Source organism: Enterobacter sp. RHBSTW-00901, from assembly GCF_014103115.1.
Lineage (GTDB): Bacteria > Pseudomonadota > Gammaproteobacteria > Enterobacterales > Enterobacteriaceae > Enterobacter > Enterobacter cloacae_P.
This window is the reverse complement of sequence record NZ_JABXPB010000001.1, coordinates 2642728-2666378: the sequence shown is the minus strand read 5'-3', so window position 1 is coordinate 2666378 and position 23651 is coordinate 2642728. Positions and strand designations below refer to the sequence as shown.

Genomic DNA, 23651 nt, shown 5'->3' with positions numbered 1-23651 from the left:
TGCCACATCAACGGCATTCATGATTTTCAAAATCGATTAAAATCAACTGGTTGTGTTTTTTCTGTTGAGATCGTGAACTGAGCCACACTTTGCGCTACCATCAGGGCGCGATAAAAAAGGAGCCATGTGATGAGCATGAAAGAGAGCGAAATGACGCAAGAAAAAGAGAGGCCAGCGGGTAGCCAGAGCTTGTTTCGCGGCCTGATGCTGATTGAGATCCTCAGTAACTATCCGAACGGGTGTCCGCTTGCACACTTATCGGAACTGGCGGGGTTGAATAAGAGCACCGTGCACCGGTTGCTGCAGGGGCTGCAGTCGTGCGGGTACGTTACCCCGGCTCCTGCTGCGGGGAGTTATCGACTGACCACCAAATTTATCGCCGTCGGGCAGAAGGCGCTGTCCTCGCTGAACATTATCCACGTGGCGGCACCACACCTTGAGGCGCTGAACATTGCAACCGGCGAGACGGTGAACTTCTCCAGCCGTGAAGACGATCACGCCATCCTGATTTACAAGCTGGAGCCGACAACCGGCATGTTGCGTACGCGCGCGTATATCGGCCAGCATATGCCGCTTTACTGCTCTGCAATGGGTAAGATCTACATGGCGTTTGGTCACCAGGACTATGTGGCGAGCTACTGGGAAAGCCATCAGGAGCAGATCCAGCCGTTGACCCGCAACACCATCACTGAACTGAGCGCCATGTACGACGAGCTGGCAGATATCCGTGAACACAGCCTGGCGATGGACAAAGAAGAGAACGAGCTGGGTGTGTCCTGTATTGCCGTGCCGGTGTTTGATATTCATGGCCGTGTGCCGTATGCGATCTCCATTTCGCTGTCGACCTCCCGCATGAAGCAGGTGGGTGAGAAGAACTTGCTCAAACCACTGCGTGAAACGGCAGAGGCTATCTCAAAAGAACTGGGTTTTAACGTGCGCGAGGCGTAACAGATGAACCGATTTATCGTGGCGGACTCAACCAGATGCATAGGATGTCGCACCTGTGAAGTGGCTTGCGCGGTGGCGCATCAGGGCTCCGTCTCTGCAAACGCCTTTACGCCCCGCATTCGGGTTGTCAAAGGCGGTTCGTACACCACGGCGGTTGGCTGTCATCAGTGCGAAGATGCTCCCTGTGCCAATGTCTGCCCGACACAGGCGATCCGCCGCAATGCGGGAGTCTGGCATGTCGAGCAGGCGCGCTGTATTGGGTGCAAAAGCTGTATGGTGGCGTGCCCGTTTGGGGCGATGCAGGTTCAGCAGGTGGGAAATGACGTTCAGGCGTTGAAATGTGATTTATGCGCGCATCGCGAGAGCGGACCTGCCTGTGTGGAGGCGTGTCCAACCCACGCGCTGAGCTGTGTCGATCCCGCCAGATTACGCACGGAACGGCTGCGTAACCTGGCGTAAGGTGCTACAGGCCGTTTTCGTGCCAGGCGTTTTCAATCTCTTCGGCGAGAATTTTCACGCCCGCTTCGATTTTTTCCGGGTCGGGAACGTAGTTCATGCGCATGCACTGGTGCGTGTGCGGCCACGGTTTATCCAGCCCCGGGAAGAAGTAATCACCCGGCACCATCAGTACGCCGCGTTTTTTCAGGCGCTGATAGAGCAGCTCTGTCGTAATCGGCAGATCCTTAAACCACAGCCACAGGAAAATCGCTCCCTCTGGTTTATGGATCAGGCAGCGTTCTTCAGGTAAATAACGGCGAAGTATCGCGATCGTCTCCTGAACGCGCTGGTAATAGAACGGTTTAATCACGTCATTCGACAGACGCAGCAGGTCGTTGCGTTTGATCATTTCACACATCATCGCCGGGCCAATGCCGCCCGGAGAAAGGCTGATAATGCCGTTCATATTGGTAATGGCGGTGATGATTTTTTCATTGGCGATGATGATGCCGCAGCGGCTGCCTGGCAGGCCCAGCTTGGAGAGGCTCATGCACAGTACGATGTTCGGGTTCCACAGCGGACGTGCTTCGCTGAAGATAATGCCCGGGAACGGTACGCCATAGGCGTTATCGATCACCAACGGGATGCCGTGCTGATTAGCCAGCGCATCCAGCTTCATCAGCTCGTCATCAGTGATGACGTTACCCGTCGGGTTGGTGGGACGCGATACGCAGATCATGCCCGTCTCTTCGCCCACATGCAGGTGTTCAAAATCGACGTGGTATTTGAACTGGCCTTCCGGGAGCAGCTCAATATTCGGGCGCGCTGAGACGAACAGGTCTTCTTCCAGGCCGGAATCGGCATAGCCGATATACTCCGGAGCCAACGGGAACAGTACCTTTTTGGTGGTGCCGTCGGCGCGACGTCCTGCGAACAGATTGAACAAGTAGAAAAACGCGCTCTGGCTGCCGTTTGTTAGTGCAATATTCTGTGGTTCGATATCCCAACCCAGCTCTTCACGCAGCATATCGGCGAGGAGTGTCAGCAGTTCAGTTTTACCCTGAGGGCCGTCGTAATTGCACAGTGCCTCAGTCGCTTTGCCATTTTCCAGCATCTGAGCCAGCAGCGTCTGGAAATACTCATTCATCTCCGGGATTTGAGCCGGGTTTCCGCCGCCGAGCATGATTGCGCCCGGTGTGCGCAGCCCGTCGTTGAGATCCTCCATCAGGCGGGTAATGCCTGAATGGCGGGTAAATTTGTCGCCGAAAAGTGAAAACGTCATAGCAGGTGATCTGTCGAGCTTATTATGAAAGTGGGTAACCATAACGCTAGCATCGTGTGGGTGCAAATCGAGAGGTGAGAGAGGGTTTGTGGTTTTGTAGGGAGAATTGATATTTATTCAGTGAATTGTTCTGGTGGTTTTTTATCCCCTCTCCCCAAAGGGGCGAGGGGGAAAGACGGCTCCGTGCGGTTCCCTCTCCCTTCGGGGAGAGGGGTAGCGTGAGGGGTTGTTTATTGATTACCCGCCCACACTATCATCGCTTTATCGCCATTATGCTCACGCACAAAACCATATCCTTCTTTCAGTGAAAGCGTGGTTTGTTTGCCTTCACCAATGGCCGGATGGCGGGCGCGGAACTGCCCCAGTATCTGCCAGTGGGCAACGGTGACAGCTTCCTTGCCCGTGACGTCCTGCCAGTTCATATCAGAGCGCGTTCCCTGTAGCGGGTCGGAACCTGTTGGGCCGAATGGACGCTCAGATTCATCCCCGTAGTAGATTTGTACACTGCCCGGTGCCAGCAACAGCAGTTCAGCGGCGCGCTGGCCCCCTTCGCGGAACAGGCGCGTATCGTGCGAAGAGAGGTAGCTCAGAACATTGAAGCTTTGCAGTTTTTCCGCCATCTGCTGCCAGGTCATATCCATGTCGGCCAGGCAATCCACCGCTTTTGCCGCCTGCTCCTGGTAATCGAAGTTGATCATCGCATCGAAACCGTGGCGGTAGTAATCGCTCTGCATGACGCCGTGGCCCCAGGATTCCCCGGTCATCCAGAATGGCGCGTTGTCGGGTTTTTTGTCCGGGTTTGCGGCTTTCCACGCGGCCAGCGCCTGGCTTGCCTGGTCTTTCAGCTGTTGCCAGGCTGCAAGCTCAACGTGTTTTGCGGTATCAACACGGAAACCGTCGATACCGTAGTCGCGCACCCACTGACTGAGCCAGTGAGTCAGGTAGTCACGCGGGGTGTAGCCAGAGATGGCTTTCGCATGGGTATCGGGCTTGTGTTGATAGAAGTTTGGCAAGCCGGAAGGTGTCGTGGATTCCGTTTTCAGATCCGGTAAAAATGCCAGCGACATGGTCAAATCGTCAAAGCCGGGGTTGTCATAATCGCCGATGTCGGTGCGGATCCATTTTTTACCCCACCATTTTTCCCATGCGGCTTTGTCGCTGAAGTTAATGTAATCATTGAAGCTGTGCCAGCTTTGACCGGCACCCGGCTTCCAGTCCGTCCAGTGTTCACCCAGCGTTTTTTTCAGCTCATCACCCTGCAGATACAGCGCACCAAACTGGTACGTCTGCATGTCTGCAAGGGTGGCGTAGCCCGTGTGGTTCATGACGATGTCGAACAGGATACGGATACCACGTTTGTGCGCTTCGTCGACCAGATGGCGTAAATCATCTTCGGTGCCCATGTTGGCATCGAGCTTCGTCCAGTCCTGCGTGTAGTAGCCGTGATAGGCGTAGTGCGGGAAGTCGCCTTTGGTGCCACCACCCACCCAGCCGTGGATCTGCTCCAGCGGGGAGCTGATCCAGAGCGCATTCACGCCCAGTTGCTGCAAATAATCGAGCTTTCCGGTAAGCCCTTTAAGATCGCCACCGTGGAAGGTACCAATCTCCTGCATGCCATCTTTGTGGCGGCCATAGCTGTTGTCGTTGGTGGGATCGCCATTAACAAAGCGATCGGTCAGCACGAAATAGACGGTGGCGTTTTGCCAGCTAAACTGCGCGGGTTTGTCTGTTTCGGCGCGCTCAAGCAACAGCAGGCCGTTGCTGTTGGCGGCAGGCTGAAGGGTGATTTTTCCATTCTGCACCGTTGCCGTTTGCTTACTGTAGAAATCCCGCACCACGGAGCCTTCCGGGAAGGTGCTGCTGACTTCAAGCGTCAACGGTTTACCGTCCCATTTCGGACACTGGCGGATGACGTTCGCGACAGGTTGTTCCGCTGCGCTCTGGATGGTCAGCATCAGGGTGGGTGTGCCGGAGCGAGTATCGATACGCATCTGGTACTCACCGTCGCGGAACAGACGCCACTGCGGTGGCGTGCCCTCACAGGGTTTTAGCGACAGCATCTCATTAAGTTTTATTGCACCCGTTGGCTGCCAGCACGTGTTGTCAAAACTCACAGTGAGAGGACGAGTACCCTTCGTCAGCTTTGTCTGGCTGGTGAACACGCCAGTGCCTTCGGCATTAAACGTGGTAAACCCCGGCGATGACCAGCCCGCGTGTGCCAGTGCGGGTAACATCAGAAAAGCTAATGCGGTGCGTTTCATTCCATTTTCCTGTCGCGGCATTTTTAGCCAGTGTGCCATCTGACGCTGATGAAAAACTCATCCCCCTGGTGCTTTCTCCCGGGAGTATGCGAAAGGATGAGTGATCCCGCGCAAAATTAGAGAGTTATCTGCGATATCAAACACAATTTCTCAGGAATGATGCTTTAGTGAGCAGTTTTTTGGTGACATAGTTTCGGAATTGGACTATTTCTTTAGATGCTCTTGAAGTCTATTTTTGTTATAATTTGAGATTCCGCTCTCAAATTTGTGAAAAAAATAAGGTGTTGGAATGTTTATATCCGACCAGGAGACCTAATGATGTCGACCCCCATTCGACGATTTGGGGCTACGTTACTCGTGTTACTCACTGTGGCATTTTCAGGTGAGGTGCTTGCGAAAACGCACACGGATACAACGAGTAAAAAGGCCCACGTCATAAAGACGACAAGTAGTAAGGTTAGCAGTAAACAAGAGTATTCTCGCAATAGTGCAAAGAGTAGTTCACTTCCTGATTTGCGAAAATACCCTTCCGGGACACCAAGGAAAAAAGCGTTTCTCCGGACGGTAATGCCTTACATTACGAGTCAAAATGCCGCGATTACTGCGGATCGTAACTGGATGATCTCAAAACAGTACGATAGCCGCTGGTCGCCTGCTGAACGCACGCGTCTGAAAGATATCGCGAAGCGCTACAAGGTGAGCTGGAACGGTAACACACGTCACGTGCCGTGGAACTCTCTCTTAGAGCGTGTGGATATCATCCCAGGCAGCATGGTTGCGACGATGGCTGCCGCCGAAAGTGGCTGGGGGACGTCGAAGCTGGCACGCAGCAACAACAACCTCTTCGGCATGAAATGCGTCAAAGGCCGTTGTAACGATGCTCCAGGTAAAGTGAAAGGCTATTCACAGTTTGAATCGGTTAAAGATTCCGTGAATGCTTATGTGGTGAACCTGAACACGCACCCCGCTTACTCTTCGTTCCGTAAGTCACGCGCTCAGCTGCGTAAAGCGGATCAGGAATTGACGGCCAGCACGATGATCCACAAGCTGAAAGGGTATTCCACCCAGGGACAGAGCTATAACAACTATCTGTTTGCTATGTTCCAGGACAATCAGCGTCTTATCGCCGCACATATGTAATCCCAAAAAAACGCCTTCCGATGGAAGGCGTTTTCTTTTCTACAGCAGCACCTCACTGTAACGCTCCCGATACTCCTTTGGCGTGGTGTCATACTCTTTCCTGAACACCGAGTAGAAATACTGCAACGACGGGTAGCCACACATCTGCGAGATTTCGTTGATAGACAGCGACGTGGAGATCAGCAGACTGCGTGCTTTCTCCAGTTTTTCCGCATGAATGACAGCATGAATGGTTTCGCCCACTTCCTCTTTAAAGCGTTTTTCCAGATTCGAACGAGAAATACCGACCGAATCCAGCACCTGATCGACCTTGATACCTTTGCAGGCATGGTTGCGGATGTAGTGCATGGCCTGAATGACGGCCGGATCGTTTAAGGAGCGATAATCCGTTGAGCGGCGTTCTACCACGCGCACAGGGGGAACCAGCAAACGCTGGAGCGGCAGGGATTCGTTATCCAGCAGGCGATGAAGTAACTTTGCGGCCTGATAACCCATCTGACGGGTTCCCTGCGCCACGGAGGAGAGTGCCACGCGCGAAAGGTAACGCGTAAGCTCTTCGTTATCGATGCCAATCACGCACAGCTTTTCGGGTACCGGAATATGCAAATGTTCACAGACCTGTAGCACGTGGCGGGCACGGGCGTCCGTTACTGCAATAATTCCGGTTTGCGGCGGCAGTGTTTGCAGCCAGTCTGCCAGTCGGTTTTGCGCGTGCTGCCAGTTTTCGGGGGCGGTTTCCAGCCCCTGATAGACCACCCCACGATACTTCTCCTGCGCAACCAGCTGGCAAAATGCATACTCACGCTCCATTGCCCAGCGCTTTCCGCTTGAGACGGGTAAACCGTAAAAGGCGAAGCGGTGCACGCCTTTCTCTTTTAAATGGAGAAACGCGCTCTCTACCAGCGCGTGGTTATCGGTAGCGATATAGTGAACCGGCGGGTAGTGCTCGGGTGAGTGGTAAGAGCCGCCGACGCCCACAATGGGGACGTCGACGTCAGCCAGCAGTTGTTCAATTACCGGATCGTCATAGTCGGCGATGACGCCATCGCCCAGCCAGTCTTTGATGTTCTCGAGGCGAGTGCGGAAATCTTCCTCAATGAAAATATCCCACTCGGATTGCGACGCCTGCAAATATTCCCCAACTCCTTCAACCACCTGGCGGTCGTAGGCTTTGTTGGCATTGAATAACAACGTAATGCGGTGACGCTTTTCAAACATGGCTTACTATCCCATAAGTAACAATACTGTTCTCAGGCTCGCCGCTTGGTTGCCGAGTCCATCCAGACTGCCAGCAAAAGAATGGCACCTTTCACGATATACTGCCAAAACGTCGGGACGTCCATCATACTCATTCCGTTATCCAGCGAAGCCATAATAAATGCCCCCATCACGGCACCTGCCACACTGCCAACACCACCTGCGAGACTGGTTCCGCCAATGACGCAGGCGGCGATGGCATCCAGCTCTGCGATGTTACCGGCAGACGGTGAACCGGCCCCCAGACGCGAGCTAAGGATCAGCCCCGCAATAGCCACCATCAGGCCGTTGATGGCAAAGACGGCAAGTTTGGTGCGTTCCACGTTAATACCCGAAAGACGCGCGGCTTCAAGGTTGCCACCGATGGCATAAATACGTCGACCAAATGCGGTGCGCGTGGCCATAAACATTCCGCCCAGCAGTAAAAGTGCCAGCAGCAGTACCGGGGTCGGGACGCCGCGATAGTCATTCAAAAGCCAGATGGCACCCAGCACAATTACAGCGGTAAGGGCCTGACGCCCCACAACGGATGTGGACGCTGGCGAAGCCAGACCCAACGACTGACGGCGCATACGCCCACGCCATTGCCACGCAACAAATGCCAGCAGGCCCATGACACCGATCGTAAAGCCCACGCCATCAGAGAGGTAGCTCTGACCAATCTGCGACATAGCCGCGCTGGTGGGGGAGACGGTGGTGCCGTTGGTGATACCAATCAATATCCCGCGGAAGGCCAGCATCCCCGCCAGGGTAACGATGAACGACGGGACTTTCCGGTATGCAACCCACCAGCCGTTCCAGGTCCCAAGCAATAACCCCAGTACCAGCGTAACCGCGACGGTCAGCGGCAGCGGCCAGCCGAGCCAGACGTCAAAAATCGCCGCGACACCGCCGAGCAGACCCATCATCGACCCCACCGACAGATCGATTTCCGCTGAGATAATCACAAACACCATTCCCACGGCCAGAATGCCGGTGATGGCAGTCTGGCGTAGCAGGTTAGAGACATTACGTGCGCTGAGGTAAGAGCCATCAGTCATCCAGGTAAAGAACAACATGATGGCGATAATCGCTGCAATCATCACAAAAACCTGCAGGTTCAGCGCTTTTAGCCCCGCGAATGCGCCGGGTGTCGGCACTGCGACTTTGATATCAGACGGATTGCTTTTCGACATGACGTTCGCTCCTTAAGGCGGCTTCCATGACCTGCTCCTGCGTCAGGTTCTGGTTAATCAGGTTGGCTTTCAGTTTCCCCTCGTGCATGACCAACACGCGGTCGCTCAGGCCCAGCACTTCAGGGAGTTCAGACGAGATGACAATGACGGCAATCCCTTGCTGCACAAGCTGATTAATCAGTTTGTAGATTTCATATTTCGCACCGATATCAATCCCGCGAGTGGGTTCATCCAGGATTAATATTCGCGGGTTGAGGAGCAGGCAGCGCGCCAGAATGGCCTTCTGCTGGTTACCACCGCTCAACCGGCCAATGGCCAGTTCCGGAGAGGATGTTTTCACCTTGAGTCTGGCGAGTGACTGGAGAATGCACTGTTGTTCTGCGGCATCATCCAGGCTGCTCAGCGCACCGGAAAACTGATTGAGTGCCGCAAGCGTGATGTTTTTACCAACGGCCATGACCGGTACGATGCCGTCTTTTTTGCGGTCTTCAGGCACCATTGCAATACCGTGGGCAATCGCCTGCTGGCAGTTGTTGATGCGTACCTGTTCCCCGTCGATATAAATCGAGCCTTCCCAGCGACCCGGCCAAACGCCGAAAAGACACTGCACGGCTTCGGTACGCCCGGCCCCGACCAGACCTGCGATGCCGAGGATTTCGCCACGGTGGAGGGAGAAGGCGATATTGTTCACGCGCTTGATATGACGGTTAACGGGGTGCCAGGCGGTCAGGTTCTCCACGCGCAACACCTCTTCACCCACGGTGTGGGGTTCATTCGGGTAGAGCGCAGTAAGCTCGCGCCCTACCATCATGGTAATGATGTCATCTTCACTCATGCCTGCCGCTTCACGCGTACCGATGTGTTGCCCGTCGCGGATCACGCAGATGGTGTCGGAAATGGCTTTCACCTCATTGAGCTTGTGCGAAATGTAGATGCAGGCAATGCCGTGGTTTTGCAGGTCGCGAATGATATTGAGCAGGACGGCCGTTTCCTGTTCGGTAAGTGAGGCGGTTGGCTCATCAAGGATCAGCAGACGCACCTGTTTGTTCAGTGCCTTCGCGATCTCAACCAACTGCTGTTGCCCCAGCCCCAAATCACCCACGCGCGTGTCTGGTGAAATCGCGAGGCTCACCTGGGCCAGCAATTTTTCACAACGCAGCGTCATGGTGTCGTAATCCAGTACGCCGTGGTGCGAAATTTCGGCTCCCAGGAAAATGTTCTCCAGCACGGTGAGATGTTTCACCAGCGCCAGCTCCTGGTGAATAATGGCGATGCCTTTACGTTCGGTATCGCGAATGTGTGTGGCCTGAATAACCTCTCCGGCAAAGACGATTTCGCCCTCGTAGCTGCCGTGCGGGTAGATCCCGCACAACACTTTCATCAGTGTTGATTTGCCTGAGCCGTTTTCGCCGCACAGTGACACCACTTCACCGGGGTTCAACCGCAGGCTCACGTTGTCGACCGCTTTCACCGCACCAAAGCGTTTGGTGATGCTTTTCATTTCTAATAAATAAGGCATAACTGCTCCACATGACCCGAAGGAAGAACAGCACAAGTCGATGCGCCCCCGCAGGGCAGGGGCAGCGCTGGATTACAGTTCACTCTTTTTGTGGAAACCGTCTTTGATGACGGTGGCGTCAATATTCTCTTTATTGACTTCGATTGGTGTGAGCAGGCGAGCCGGAACATCTTTGAGTCCGTTGTTCAGAGTGGCGTCTGCTTTGGGTTGCTGACCATTACCCAGCTCCACGGCAATTTCAGCTGCCGTATTCGCCAGCTCGGTGATGGGTTTATAAACCGTCATGGTTTGCGTACCCGCCATGATGCGTTTTACACCGGCGAGATCGGCATCCTGACCAGAAATGGCGACTTTCCCGGCAAGACCCTGGGCGCTAAGTGCCTGAATGGCACCGCCTGCGGTGGCATCGTTGGATGCCACTACCGCATCAATTTTGTTGTTGTTGGCCGTTAACGCGTTTTCCATAATTTTCAGCGCGTTTTCTGGAAGCCAGCCGTCAGCCCATTGATCGCCCACCACTTTAATCTTACCGTCATCAATATACGGCTTAAGGACTTTCATTTGACCCTGGCGGAACAGTTTGGCGTTGTTATCAACAGGAGAGCCGCCCATCAGGAAATAATTTCCCTGAGGCACTTTATCGATCAGGCTTTTGGCTTGTAATTCGCCCACTTTCTCGTTGTCGAACGAAATATAATAATCAATGTCCGCATTATTAATCATGCGGTCATATGCCAGCACTTTTATGCCTTCTTGTTTGGCTTCTTTCACTACGTTACTTAATACCTGGCCGTTATACGGGATAATGACCAGCACATCGACGCCACGGTTAATCATATTCTCAATTTGCGACATTTGCGTTTCTTCGTTGCCGTTAGCCGACTGAACAAACACGCTTGCACCGAGTGATTCGGCTTTTTTCACAAAAATATCGCGATCTTTTTGCCAGCGCTCCAGACGGAGGTCATCAATCGCCATGCCAATTTTGACCTCTTTTGCATGCCCGGCAAAGCTGGCAAGCAGCAGAGTAGTGCAGAGAGTAAGGGACAGGTTCTTTATCTTCATAATTATAGGGCCTTTTTGTAGGGGTATGTTGCTGCTGAGATAAAAGAAACATTCACTGCTTAGACGCAGCAAATTTTTAACGTGGAAAGGCGGGCTGGCAATTACAGATTTTTATCTTCTCATTATGATATTTGGTTTATTTCTGAATTTATGACCGCGATCGGATTTTAAAATGCGTAACCTATTAATTACATTTGATTCTGGAATATGCGCCGGAAAATAGGTTGCCTGCTCATATTTTGCGAGCCAGCGCACAGTTGTGCATTCTCTCAATAGCAGTGTGAAATAACGTAATTGAGCAAGCTGGAATGTGTATTCACTATTACTGACGTCACAATACTTCGCCGCATACCCTGATTATGGAGCTCAATATGCAAGCTTATTTCGACCAACTCGATCGCGTTCGTTACGAAGGCCCGAAAACGACCAATCCTTTAGCATTTCGTCACTACAACCCGGATGAGCTGGTACTGGGTAAGCGCATGGAAGATCATCTGCGCTTTGCCGCCTGTTACTGGCATACCTTCTGCTGGAATGGAGCCGATATGTTCGGCGTGGGCGCGTTCGACCGCCCGTGGCAACAGCCGGGTGAAGCCATTGAGCTGGCAAAACGTAAAGCGGACGTCGCTTTTGAATTTTTCCACAAGCTGAACGTACCGTACTACTGCTTCCATGATGTGGATGTCTCGCCAGAAGGCGCATCGCTGAAAGAGTATCTGAACAACTTCGCGCAGATGGTGGATGTGCTGGCAGCAAAACAGCAACAAAGCGGCGTGAAGCTGCTCTGGGGCACAGCAAACTGCTTCACCAACCCACGTTATGGTGCCGGTGCGGCCACGAATCCAGACCCGGAAGTGTTTAGCTGGGCGGCAACGCAGGTTGTGACTGCGATGAACGCCACGCACCAACTGGGTGGTGAGAACTATGTACTGTGGGGTGGCCGTGAAGGTTATGAAACCTTGCTGAACACCGACCTGCGTCAGGAGCGTGAGCAGATTGGCCGCTTCATGCAGATGGTTGTTGAGCATAAGCACAAAATCGGCTTCCGCGGCACGCTGTTGATTGAGCCGAAGCCACAAGAGCCAACCAAGCATCAGTACGATTACGACGTTGCCACCGTGTACGGCTTCCTGAAGCAATTCGGTCTGGAAAAAGAGATCAAAGTAAACATTGAGGCCAACCACGCAACGCTTGCGGGTCACTCCTTCCACCATGAAATTGCCTCTGCCATTGCACTGGGTATCTTCGGCTCTGTGGATGCTAACCGTGGTGATGCACAGCTGGGCTGGGATACCGATCAGTTCCCGAACAGCGTGGAAGAGAATGCGCTGGTGATGTACGAAATCATCAAGGCGGGGGGCTTCTCCACCGGTGGCCTCAACTTCGACGCCAAAGTGCGCCGCCAGAGTACCGATAAATACGATCTGTTCTATGGTCATATTGGCGCGATGGATACGATGGCGCTGGCGCTGAAAGTCGCGGCTCGTATGATTGAAGACGGTGAGCTGGATAAACGCGTTGCGAAGCGTTATAGCGGCTGGAACAGTGAGCTGGGCCAGCAAATTTTGAAAGGTCAGTTATCGCTTGCGGATATCGCGAAGTACGCTGAACAGCATCATTTGGCACCGCAGCATCAGAGCGGGCATCAGGAACTGCTGGAAAACCTGGTCAATCACTATCTGTTCGATAAGTAACAGGCAGTCGAGGAAAACGTCGGCCCGGTAAGCACAGCGCCACCGGGCATTTTCAGTTAAGGGATCCACTATATGTATATCGGGATTGATCTTGGCACATCGGGTGTGAAAGCCATTCTGTTAAGTGAGCAGGGCGACGTGTTAGCAACGCAGACAGAAAAACTGCAGGTGTCACGTCCGCATCCGCTATGGTCGGAGCAAGACCCGGAGCAGTGGTGGCAGGCGACAGATAGCGCCATTAAAGCCTTAGGTGAGCGACATAGCTTGCGTGAGGTAAAAGCGATTGGTATCGCCGGGCAAATGCATGGTGCAACGCTGCTGGATGCGCAGCATCGCGTGTTACGCCCGGCTATTCTCTGGAACGACGGCCGCTGCGCGGAAGAGTGCGCAATGCTCGAAGGCCGTGTGCCCACGTCTCGTGAGATCACCGGTAACCTGATGATGCCCGGTTTTACCGCGCCAAAATTACTGTGGGTGCAGCGCCACGAACCGGAAATTTTCCGTCAGGTGGCAAAAGTATTACTGCCAAAAGATTATCTGCGTTTTCGCATGACGGGTGATTTTGCCAGCGATATGTCCGACGCCGCTGGCACGATGTGGCTTGATGTGGCGAAACGTGACTGGAGCGAGGCGATGCTTGATGCCTGCCATCTGACGCGTGAACATATGCCTGCGCTCTTTGAAGGCTGCGAGATCACGGGGACGTTAGATCCCTCCATTGCGAAACGCTGGAATATCCCTGCCGTGCCGGTTGTTGCCGGAGGCGGTGATAACGCGGCGGGTGCCGTGGGTGTCGGGATGGTTGAGTCGGGACAGGCTATGCTGTCGCTTGGCACGTCTGGTGTCTATTTTGCCGTCAGCGACGGTTATCGCAGCAACCCTGAAAGTGCCGTTCACAGTTTCTGCCATGCGCTTCCTGGAAAATGGCACCTGATGTCGGTGATGTTGAGTGCCGCATCCTGTCTGGACTGGGCGGTGAAACTCACCGGGATGAGCGATGTTCCGGCGTTGATATCCGCAGCGCAACAGGCGGATGAGAGCGCAGGTGCTGTCTGGTTTTTACCTTATCTTTCCGGTGAACGTACGCCACACAACAACCCGGAAGCGAAAGGGGTGTTCTTTGGCTTAACCCATCAACATGGCCCGGCAGAGCTGGCCCGGGCAGTGCTGGAAGGGGTTGGATACGCGCTGGCGGATGGCATGGACGTGGTACATGACTGCGGTCTGAAGCCATCAGGTATTACGCTGATTGGCGGCGGGGCACGCAGCAGTTACTGGCGGCAGATGCTGTCTGATATCAGCGGGCTGCAGCTGGATTACCGTACCGGAGGCGATGTTGGGCCTGCACTCGGTGCGGCGCGACTGGCGCAGATTGCGGTGGAGCCTGGGACACCATTGTCTCAACTTTTACCACAGTTGCCGCTTGAACAGCGTCATCTGCCTGACGCGAAAAAACACGCACTTTACGCAGAACGGCGTGATGTGTTCCGCCGGATTTATCAGCAGCTTTTACCGCTGATGTCGTAAACACCCACCCGGCGCTGCGCTTGCACGGTAAGCGCAGCGCCGCCGGGCTAGCTCACAAATTTGCGCGTGTCTATTTTTTGCAACAGCATGGACAGGAACAAACTCACTACCAGCGTGGCGGTGAAAATCCAGATAATATCCAGCAGCGGCCAGCTTTTGAGTTCAACGCCGCGCGTTCGCAGCGCGTGGATCACCAGTGCGTGAAAACCGTAAATTCCCAGCGAGTGCCGGGAAATAAACCCCAGCACGGGGAGGGGGCGCGCATTCAGCGTGTTTTTGACGAGCGTCAGCAGGGACATCGCGCAGATAAAGACCATCGGGCCGCAGTACAGATACCAGGTGTCGGCAAAGTTACCGCGCCATTGCAGCTCGTACAGTGTCCCGCGCGAAATGACCATCACGCCGAGGATAAATAACGCCCCACACAGCCAGTTCAGCCCGCGTCTTTGGGTATCCATCATGCCGATAGCACGCCCCAGCATGCCGTACAGCACGTAGTAAAAGGTATCGCCGTTGATATAGAGGTTGACCGGCAGCCATTCAACGCCGTCATTTTTTTGCGAGAGCGTATTCGGGTTTGCCACCACGCCAATCACCACCATCAGCGCCAGCAGCATCTTACCGCTGACGTTTTTCACCTGAATCAGCGGTGAAACCAGATAAATAACGATGATGGCGAAGAAAAACCACAGATGATAGAACACCGGTTTTTGCAGCAGGTATTTCAGCGATATCACGGGGTTAATTGAAGTGAACAGCGTGATGTACAGCAGCGCGACGGCACTGTAGAACCCCAGGCACGAGGCTATACGTATGAAGTGCCTCGGCTGCGCGCTACGCTCGCCAAAAAAAAGGAAGCCGGAAATCATAAAGAACAGTGGCACGCTCACGCGCGACGCGGAATTGAGAATATTGGCGATATCCCAGTTAACGTGGCTGATACTGTGCGCATTGGTGACATACCAGGTCGTGGTGTGGATCATCACTACCATCAGGCACGCTATTCCTCGCAGGTTATCAATCCAGTTAATTTTCGACTGCATCAGTTCCTCTGTTTTCCTGGTAAAAAGAGTGTGACTGCCATTGTGTAAAAATCTTCCCTTAGAAAATTCTGAGTTTTATGGCGCTGGCTTGTATGCAGGCCGCGAGATTCGCAGAATGCCAGACCTTAATCTATAAATCCTGATACTAAAAATAACAGCCACTGACCAGGGCGGTAATAAAAATGATGATGACGCGCGTGGTATCACTCTTTCTGCTGCTTACGCTTGCGGGATGCAGTGCTCCACAAGATGCTCCCGTGCAGCGAGCGCAGCAGGGCAAAATTGGCCCGGAACATTCCCTGAACATGGAACAACTCTGTAAAGATCAGGCCGCCCACCGCTATAATTCTGATGTTCAGAACATTGAGGTCACCGGGTTTGAGCATTTTCAGGGAAGCTATGAGCTGCGGGGCCATACCTCTCGTAAAGAGGGCTTTGTCTGTTCGTTTGACGCGGACGGTCAGTTTTTACACCTCTCAATGCGCTAACGTGCTCGCATAATCAGCAGCCAGACGCCTTCGGAGTTCTGGCTGAAAGGCTTATTTCCCCAATTTTCCCTAAACAAACCCGTTTCATACTGTATATCTTGCAGGCAGCGGGTATACTGAACCCTTCCATTTAAAACCACACGTATCCAGCACGAAATACTATGCAAAAGTTTGATACCAAGACCTTCCAGGGCCTGATCCTGACCTTACAGGATTACTGGGCTCGTCAGGGCTGCACCATTGTTCAACCTTTGGACATGGAAGTCGGCGCAGGCACTTCACACCCGATGACCAGCTTACGCGCGTTGGGGCCAGAGCCAATGGCGACTGCCTATGTGCAGCCATCTCGTCGTCCAACTGATGGCCGTTACGGCGAAAACCCGAACCGTCTGCAGCACTACTATCAGTTCCAGGTGGTGATTAAGCCATCGCCAGACAATATTCAGGAACTGTATCTCGGGTCGCTGAAAGAGCTGGGTATGGATCCGACCATCCACGACATTCGTTTCGTGGAAGATAACTGGGAAAACCCAACGCTGGGTGCCTGGGGTCTGGGTTGGGAAGTGTGGCTGAACGGTATGGAAGTGACGCAGTTTACTTACTTCCAGCAGGTTGGCGGTCTGGAATGTAAACCGATTACCGGTGAAATCACCTACGGTCTGGAACGTCTGGCCATGTACATTCAGGGCGTAGACAGCGTTTACGACCTGGTCTGGAGCGACGGCCCGCTGGGTAAAACTACCTACGGCGACGTGTTCCATCAGAACGAAGTGGAGCAATCCACCTATAACTTCGAATACGCGGATGTGGACTTCCTGTTCACCTGCTTCGAGCAGTACGAGAAAGAAGCACAGCAACTGCTGGCGCTGGAAACTCCGCTGCCGCTGCCTGCTTACGAGCGTATTCTGAAGGCCGCCCACAGCTTCAACCTGCTGGACGCCCGCAAAGCCATCTCCGTGACTGAACGTCAGCGCTACATTCTGCGTATTCGTACCCTGACCAAAGCCGTTGCTGAAGCTTACTACGCGTCCCGTGAAGCCCTTGGCTTCCCGATGTGCAACCGAAACAAATAAGAGGCGGCCATGTCTGAGAAAACTTTCCTGGTGGAAATCGGCACCGAAGAGCTGCCACCAAAAGCCCTGCGCAGCCTGGCTGAATCTTTTGCTGCGAACGTGACTGCTGAGCTGGATAACGCTGGCCTGGCGCACGGTAAAATTGAATGGTTTGCTGCACCGCGTCGTCTGGCGCTGAAAGTGGCAAATCTGGCGGCGTCTCAGCCGGATCGTGAAGTCGAGAAACGTGGCCCGGCGATTGCACAGGCGTTTGACGCTGAAGGCAAACCGAGCAAAGCGGCAGAAGGCTGGGCGCGTGGTTGCGGTATCACCGTTGACCAGGCCGAGCGTCTGAGCACCGATAAAGGTGAATGGCTGCTGTACCGTGCTCACGTGAAAGGCGAGAGTGCAGAAGCGCTGCTGCCAGATATGGTGGCGACGTCACTGGCGAAACTGCCGATTCCAAAACTGATGCGCTGGGGTGCAAGCGACGTACACTTCGTGCGTCCGGTTCACACCGTGACCCTGCTGCTGGGCGATGCTGTTATCCCGGGTACCATTCTGGGCGTGGCGTCCGATCGCGTGATCCGCGGCCACCGCTTTATGGGTGAGCCAGAGTTCACCATCGACAACGCCGATCAGTATCCAGAGATCCTGCTGGAGCGCGGTAAAGTCATTGCTGACTACGAACTGCGTAAAGCAAAAATCAAAGCGGACGCAGAAGAAGCGGCGCGCAAAATTGGCGGCAACGCTGATTTGAGCGAAAGCCTGCTGGAAGAAGTGACCTCTCTGGTTGAATGGCCGGTGGTGCTGACCGCGAAGTTCGAAGAGAAATTCCTCGCCGTTCCGGCTGAAGCACTGGTGTACACCATGAAGGGTGACCAGAAGTACTTCCCGGTCTATGCCAACGACGGCAAGCTGCTGCCAAACTTCATCTTCGTGGCGAACATCGAATCCAAAGATCCGATCCAGATTATTTCTGGTAACGAGAAAGTGGTTCGTCCGCGTCTGGCAGATGCCGAGTTCTTCTTCAATACCGACCGCAAAAAGCGTCTGGAAGATCATCTGCCGCGTCTGCAGACCGTGCTGTTCCAGCAACAGCTGGGTACGCTGCGCGACAAAACCGACCGTATCGCAGAGCTGTCCGGCTGGATCGCCCGTGAAATCGGGGCTGACGTGAACCACGCGACCCGTGCTGGTTTGCTGTCCAAGTGCGACCTGATGACCAACATGGTGTTCGAATTTACCGACACCCAGGGCGTAATGGGGATGCACTACGCGCGTCACGATGGTGAAGCGGAAGACGTGGCTGTCGCCCTGAACGAGCAGTACCAGCCGCGCTTCGCGGGTGATGACCTGCCGTCTAACCCGGTTGCCTGTGCGGTGGCGATTGCCGACAAGATGGACACCCTGGCGGGTATCTTCGGTATCGGCCAGCATCCGAAAGGCGACAAAGACCCGTTTGCACTGCGTCGTGCCGCGCTGGGTGTGCTGCGTATCATCGTTGAGAAGAACCTGAACCTGGATCTGCAGACCCTGACGGAAGAAGCGGTGCGTCTGTACGGCGACAAGCTGACCAATACCAACGTTGTGGATGACGTGATCGACTTTATGCTCGGCCGTTTCCGTGCGTGGTATCAGGACGAAGGTTATACCGTCGACACTATTCAGGCGGTACTGGCGCGTCGTCCGACCCGTCCGGCAGATTTCGATGCGCGTATGAAGGCGGTTTCCCACTTCCGTACCCTGGAAGCGGCATCTGCGCTGGCTGCGGCTAACAAGCGTGTATCCAACATCCTCGCGAAGTCCGACGAAACGCTGAACGAGCGCGTGAACGCCGCGACGCTGAAAGAGCCGGAAGAGATCGCTCTGGCGATGCAGGTTGTGGTACTGCGCGACAAGCTGGAGCCGTTCTTCGCGGAAGGCCGCTACCAGGAAGCACTGGTTGAACTGGCTGAGCTGCGTGAAGTGATCGACGCCTTCTTCGAGAAAGTGATGGTGAACGTAGAAGATAAAGATCTGCGTATTAACCGTCTCTCTATGCTCGAAAAACTGCGCGAGCTGTTCCTGCGCGTGGCGGATATTTCGCTGCTGCAGTAAGGTGCCCGTTGTTACAAATGCTAAAAACCCGCTTCGGCGGGTTTTTTTATGGGTCTTTTGTAGGGCGGATACGCGTAGCGTCATCCGGCAGGTTTAGCCGATCGCGACTGTGCCTTCGTCCGTCTGCAGCCAGCGTGGTGCCTTCAGCGTATCGGCAAAGTAGCTGACCAGTTCGCACAGCAAATCTTCCATCACGATTTCAGATTGTCGCGGCAGTGAACCGTTCATCAGCAACTGCGTAATCTCCTGACAGTAGCGCCCCAGCTGATCGCATTCAGGTTCGAAAACCGGAACGCGTGAAGGAAGTTCTTCCACGGTCAGGCTGGCTTTTAAATATTCGGGGACAGGTTCCAGAAGCGTGGGTTGCAGCAGATTCAGGCAAGCGGACAGTCTGCCGTAGAGCGCCATTTTTTGGGTGGGTTCTTCGCAATCAATCAGGATGTCGGTGAAGCGTTCACAGTTATCCGCCAGTTCGGTGAAGGCGGTGGTGTGGTTGAAGGGAAGGGTGATTAAAGAGTCAGCCATAGTCATAACAATAACCTCAGTGAGTGGTATATCTTCCGCCACTGGAGGTTCCAGGCTCGCTGGTGGCGGAACCGAACAGGGTTGGAACGACTGGCCTCACTGACACCAGCGCGCTTTACAGCGCCCCCGTCCGGCTCGCCATTGAAATGTAGCAGGCCGTACGACACAGAGCCTGTGTCGCCAGTGAAGTGAGTCAGGGTTCCAATCCCGGCACCTGATTTTGCAGGTGCGAAGAGAACTTACTGCTCATCAAAACAGGCGGCAACAGTTTTGAGCTATGTTGCTGAGGATATTACCATTTCTGGAAAGAGGCTCGCAAAATTACCGCAATGAGAAATATGCTGCAGGCAGAGGTCTTACCGCGATGCCCTGGTCCGGCTGTAAATCGCTGAGGCGTTTCCTGCAGGCCGGGGCGAGGCGCATGGATGCGCTGAGAGGGCGGGCTTTACAGGGATGTTACCTCCGCCCGTCCCCGATAAGCCGGAAGGAATAAGCCGAAGGTACCGCGTAGCGGCGATTTACCGCCGGGAGCCCGGGTTGCCAGGGTGGTGGCGACTGAGCCACCCTGGCACGTTCACCGGTTATGGAGTTACAGAGTAGCAAGGAACATAAAGTGAACGGAATGACCACTACAGCCGTATGTTCCCCCCTCACCCCAGCCCTCTCCCTCAAGGGAGACGGGGTCGTCTGTGCAGGTATTATTTTGTGGAGATCCCTCAGCCCAAAGGGAGAGGGAGTATAAATCGCCCACAATTTAACCTTGAAATGGTCAACAAATTACCGTTATCCTTATCCCCGTTAAATTTCTCCCCCTGGAGCGCCCCCCAAAAATGAACAAACACGACTGATGAATTTCGATCCTTGCTAAACGCTACCGCGTCGGCAGGGGATGTTTTGATTTCATTCAGGAGTGCTTATGGCTCATTTTGCGCAGTCCCCTTCTTTTATTTTGCATCAGGTCACCTGTCAGTTTGCGACGGGCGATACCCTTTTTGGCCCGTTGGATCTGTCGCTGGAGCCGTCTCTGTGCGCACTGGTGGGCCGCAACGGTAGCGGGAAAACACGTCTGCTACGCCTGCTGGCCGGGCTGGATAAACCGGCAAACGGTCATATTGAACGCTTTGGAACATATGTCTATGTGGCACAGCAGCATGATATTTCCCCGCAGACTACGCTTGCGGAACTGCTCGGTTATGACACGATTTTTACGGCGCGTCAGCGTATCGACAGCGGTGATTATCAGCCTGAGGATCTGGATGCGCTCGACGGATACTGGGATTTAGCAGAACGTCTGAGCGACGCGTTTAACAACGCGAAACTCCCGCCGTTTGATCCTGATAAACCCGCTGTAACACTCAGCGGGGGCGAGCGCATTCGCGCATTGCTGTGCGGTGCGTTTACCGCCGGAGCTGACCATCTGTTGCTGGATGAACCCACCAACCACCTCGACAGGGAAGGCCGGGAGTGGTTCTACGACCTGCTTGCCCGCTATCAGGGTGGCGTGCTGGTGGCCTCTCACGACCGTGAGGTACTGACACTGGTGCCGCGCATCCTTGAACTGAGCGTTTCCGGTCTGCGAAGCTATGGCGGGAATTACACGGATTATCAGCGTCAGCGTGAGGCCGAACAGCAGTCTGCCCGCGCGGCGCTGGAACATGCGGCTACAGAGCGCAAGCGCACTCGCGCCCGTATGCAAAAGGAGCATGACGACAGCCAGCGGCGTTCGGCAAAAACGCTGCGTACGGTTGATACACTGAATATCGCCTCGTTTGAGCGCATTAAATACAAAATGGCGGCGAAAGAGCGCATTGGCTCCTGGAAAAAACAGCATAACGATCAAAACGATGCGCTGAATGCGGCGGTGAACAGGGCGCGTGAACGGGTTGAAGAGGACAACCCGGTGATGTTCACCCTGCCAGGAAGCCAGATTGCAGAGGGGAAACAGGTGCTGGTGCTGGAAGATCTGGTGCTGCCACATGTGAATATCCCACCGACCAGCTGGCGTATGGCCGGGCCGATGCGTGTAGCGCTAAGAGGGCCGAACGGCTGCGGAAAATCGACGCTGTTAAGAGTCATCCTCGGAGAGATTGCCCCCCGTTCGGGAACCTGCAGGGTGTCGGTGACGTGTGCTTATCTCGATCAACACCTGTCGCAGCTGGATCTTTCGCTATCGGTGATGTCGCACCTGAATCTGGGCAATACGCCGCTGGAAGCGGGGATGCTGCGTACCCGTTTAGCTCAGCTGCAGCTTGGTGCGGATAAGGTCACGCTTCCGCTGGCGGCGTTGAGTGGCGGTGAGCGTTTGAAAGCGGCACTGGCCTGTGTGTTGTGGCGGGAAGAGGCCACGCAGCTACTGCTTCTGGATGAACCGACTAACCACCTGGATCTGGCATCCGTTCAGGCGATTGAGGCCGCGCTGGTTGGTTTCCCGGGCGCGCTGCTGGTGGTGTCACACGATGAGGCTTTCCTGAAAGGATTAACATTAACGCATGAGCTGGTGTGGGAAGAGGCCGGGTGGCGTTGCGACAGCCTTTAAAACACAAGCCCCCGCAGGTGCGGGGGCGGTAACAATCTTAGACTATGCTATCTGTTTGCTGAGTGCCGGATTGGCCTGAATCAGACGCATCAGTTTTAACTCGGTGGCGGAGGGTTTGACACGTTTTGACTCCCACTCCAGCACCATCGCCACGCTGACACCCATTTCTCGGGCGAATTCATCTGTTTTCAGTCCCGTCCCTTTGCGCAATTGTTCAAATTCTGTAAAGGGGTTGGATTTTTGTTGTAGGGTAAATGCCTGCGGTACGTCTTTAAAAACAATCTGTTCCAGACTACTCAACAGCTCAAACTCAGGATCTTTGTATTCCATTGAGAACTCCTCTTAAATCACACTGCGGGATCGTGAACATCAGAGAGCCAATTAAGAATAGTCGGTAAAAAGGGGGAGGATCGCTGTGGTTGTGATTAATCGTGCGGTTGCCATGACGACATGCGTTTCAGCAGAAGGGGTGTTCAGCCTAATTGACTGATTATTCAGAAACCGGCCTGCAGCATATTTTTTTTGTAAATTGACAGTATTAAAACGGCAATAGCCGTTTTGCATGAAAAGAGTATCTTGCAAGGCTGACCTGGACTATCCTTGTCAACGTCGGGCACGCGTGTGCCGGTGTGCGCTTTTTTGGGTGAAAGGAGTAATAAAATGGCGACAGGAAAGTCCTGCTCTCGCTGGTTTGCGCCTGTTGCGGCGTTGTTGATGGTTGTTAGCCTGAGTGGGTGTTTCGATAAGGAAGGCGATCAGCGCAAAGCGTTTATCGATTTTCTGCAGAATACGGTGATGCGCAGCGGCGAGCGTTTACCAACGCTGACTGCGGATCAGAAAAAACAGTTTGGCCCCTTCGTGTCCGATTACGCCATTCTGTATGGTTATTCACAGCAGGTGAGCCAGGCGATGGATTCAGGTCTTCGCCCGGTGCTGGATAGCGTTAATGCCATCCGTGTACCACAGGATTATGTGACCCAGCGTGAACCGCTGCGCCAGTCCAACGGTGCGCTCGGCGTGCTGAGCCAGCAGCTGCAGAATGCGAAAATGCAGGCGGATGCTTCGCGTTCAGCGCTGAAGCAGGGCGACGATCTCAAGCCGGTCTTCGACAAGGTGTATGAGAAAGTGGTCACTAAACCTTCTGACGCCATGCAACCGCTGATCCCGGCCGCGCAGATCTTCACACAACAGCTGGTTCAGGTTGGGGATTACATTTCCCAGCAGGGAACTCAGGTGAGCTTTGTTGCGAACGGTATTCAGTTCCCGACCTCACAGCAGGCAAGTCAGTACAATACGCTGATTGGGCCGCTGGCTTCTCAGCACCAGGCGTTTAGCCAGGCGTGGAGTACAGCGGTGACGGCCACCGAATAAACCAAAAAAACCCCGCCTGGTGCGGGGTTTTTTATACGTGTCTAAAATAACGCTTGTCATTCATCTACCACATCGGTATAACAGTGCCTGTCGGTTTGTTACACAGACCTAAAGCAGTTTAGTAAAGCAGTCCAGATTGTTATCCATAGATACCCTTCGTAGTGACCCTTCCTTCATCGCTTAAAAATCTGTAACGCAACCCATCAAGCCGGAAGGCACAATATATTTGT

19 protein-coding genes are annotated in these 23651 nt (G+C 54.1%); 10 read left to right on the top strand and 9 right to left on the bottom strand.

The genetic code is table 11. From position 1 onward, the window contains the following. The first annotated feature begins 129 nt into the window (after positions 1-129). Together yiaJ and HV318_RS12825 are read left to right on the top strand one after the other, a co-directional pair. Positions 130-948: an IclR family transcriptional regulator YiaJ gene (gene yiaJ / locus HV318_RS12830; protein WP_182273064.1), complete on the top strand. Its 819-nt coding sequence runs from the start codon at positions 130-132 to the stop codon at positions 946-948. 3 nt (positions 949-951) lie between these two features. Beyond that, a complete protein-coding gene (locus tag HV318_RS12825; protein WP_182273063.1) occupies positions 952-1407 on the top strand; it encodes a 4Fe-4S dicluster domain-containing protein in 456 nt (151 codons plus the stop codon). 4 nt (positions 1408-1411) lie between these two features. Here the strand turns inward: HV318_RS12825 and avtA are convergent, their stop codons facing one another. Both avtA and HV318_RS12815 read right to left on the bottom strand, forming a co-directional pair. Continuing rightward, complete coding sequence (gene avtA / locus HV318_RS12820) at positions 1412-2668, bottom strand: valine--pyruvate transaminase (protein ID WP_182273062.1); 1257 nt, start codon at positions 2666-2668, stop codon at positions 1412-1414. Positions 2669-2898: 230 nt separating this feature from the next. Continuing rightward, positions 2899-4929, bottom strand: coding sequence for an alpha-amylase (locus tag HV318_RS12815; RefSeq protein ID WP_182273061.1), 2031 nt, complete (start codon positions 4927-4929; stop codon positions 2899-2901). Between the two features lie 315 nt (positions 4930-5244). Here HV318_RS12815 and HV318_RS12810 point away from each other — a divergent pair, with 315 nt between their 5' ends. Continuing rightward, entirely contained in the window at positions 5245-6069 is an 825-nt protein-coding gene (locus tag HV318_RS12810) for a protein bax (RefSeq protein ID WP_182273060.1), read from the top strand. A 39-nt stretch (positions 6070-6108) separates the two neighbouring features. Here the strand turns inward: HV318_RS12810 and xylR are convergent, their stop codons facing one another. The 4 genes from xylR to xylF all read right to left on the bottom strand — a co-directional run bounded on the left by xylR (position 6109) and on the right by xylF (position 11085). Further along, entirely contained in the window at positions 6109-7287 is a 1179-nt protein-coding gene (xylR, locus tag HV318_RS12805) for a D-xylose utilization transcriptional activator XylR (protein ID WP_182273059.1), read from the bottom strand. Between the two features lie 32 nt (positions 7288-7319). Beyond that, positions 7320-8501, bottom strand: coding sequence for a xylose ABC transporter permease XylH (gene xylH, locus HV318_RS12800; RefSeq protein WP_182273058.1), 1182 nt, complete (start codon positions 8499-8501; stop codon positions 7320-7322). Then, the gene (locus HV318_RS12795; protein ID WP_182273057.1) at positions 8479-10020 is read right to left on the bottom strand and encodes a xylose ABC transporter ATP-binding protein; all 1542 of its coding nucleotides are present in this window, start codon (positions 10018-10020) and stop codon (positions 8479-8481) included. Before HV318_RS12795 ends, xylH begins: the two co-directional genes overlap by 23 nt. A 72-nt stretch (positions 10021-10092) precedes the next feature. Further along, positions 10093-11085 (bottom strand): D-xylose ABC transporter substrate-binding protein, encoded by a 993-nt coding sequence (gene xylF / locus HV318_RS12790; protein ID WP_182273056.1) that lies wholly within the window; start codon positions 11083-11085, stop codon positions 10093-10095. A gap of 371 nt (positions 11086-11456) precedes the next feature. Between xylF and xylA the strand changes: the two genes are divergently transcribed. Beyond that, the gene (gene xylA / locus HV318_RS12785) at positions 11457-12779 is read left to right on the top strand and encodes a xylose isomerase (RefSeq protein WP_182273055.1); all 1323 of its coding nucleotides are present in this window, start codon (positions 11457-11459) and stop codon (positions 12777-12779) included. 72 nt (positions 12780-12851) lie between these two features. Beyond that, positions 12852-14306: a xylulokinase gene (xylB, locus tag HV318_RS12780; protein ID WP_182273054.1), complete on the top strand. Its 1455-nt coding sequence runs from the start codon at positions 12852-12854 to the stop codon at positions 14304-14306. A gap of 47 nt (positions 14307-14353) precedes the next feature. Here the strand turns inward: xylB and HV318_RS12775 are convergent, their stop codons facing one another. Further along, positions 14354-15349, bottom strand: coding sequence for an acyltransferase (locus tag HV318_RS12775; RefSeq protein ID WP_182273053.1), 996 nt, complete (start codon positions 15347-15349; stop codon positions 14354-14356). A 182-nt stretch (positions 15350-15531) separates the two neighbouring features. Between HV318_RS12775 and HV318_RS12770 the strand changes: the two genes are divergently transcribed. From HV318_RS12770 to glyS, 3 genes are all read left to right on the top strand, one after another. Further along, positions 15532-15837: a YsaB family lipoprotein gene (locus HV318_RS12770; RefSeq protein WP_182273052.1), complete on the top strand. Its 306-nt coding sequence runs from the start codon at positions 15532-15534 to the stop codon at positions 15835-15837. Between the two features lie 161 nt (positions 15838-15998). After that, positions 15999-16910, top strand: coding sequence for a glycine--tRNA ligase subunit alpha (glyQ, locus tag HV318_RS12765; protein WP_003860141.1), 912 nt, complete (start codon positions 15999-16001; stop codon positions 16908-16910). Positions 16911-16919: 9 nt separating this feature from the next. Further along, entirely contained in the window at positions 16920-18989 is a 2070-nt protein-coding gene (gene glyS / locus HV318_RS12760) for a glycine--tRNA ligase subunit beta (protein WP_182273051.1), read from the top strand. Between the two features lie 93 nt (positions 18990-19082). On the opposite strand, the gene HV318_RS12755 is transcribed toward glyS, so the two are convergent. After that, entirely contained in the window at positions 19083-19520 is a 438-nt protein-coding gene (locus HV318_RS12755) for a hypothetical protein (RefSeq protein WP_182273050.1), read from the bottom strand. Positions 19521-20430: 910 nt separating this feature from the next. Here HV318_RS12755 and HV318_RS12750 point away from each other — a divergent pair. Beyond that, positions 20431-22050: an ABC-F family ATP-binding cassette domain-containing protein gene (locus HV318_RS12750; RefSeq protein WP_182273049.1), complete on the top strand. Its 1620-nt coding sequence runs from the start codon at positions 20431-20433 to the stop codon at positions 22048-22050. 42 nt (positions 22051-22092) lie between these two features. Here the strand turns inward: HV318_RS12750 and HV318_RS12745 are convergent, their stop codons facing one another. Next, positions 22093-22380 carry an HTH-type transcriptional regulator gene (locus tag HV318_RS12745; RefSeq protein WP_182273048.1) on the bottom strand — a complete coding sequence of 96 codons (288 nt, stop codon included), beginning with the start codon at positions 22378-22380 and terminating at the stop codon, positions 22093-22095. Between the two features lie 330 nt (positions 22381-22710). On the opposite strand from HV318_RS12745, the gene HV318_RS12740 reads away from it, so the two are divergent. Further along, positions 22711-23421, top strand: a complete 711-nt coding sequence (locus HV318_RS12740) for a DUF3053 domain-containing protein (protein ID WP_182273047.1) — start codon at positions 22711-22713, stop codon at positions 23419-23421. Positions 23422-23651 lie beyond the last annotated feature (230 nt).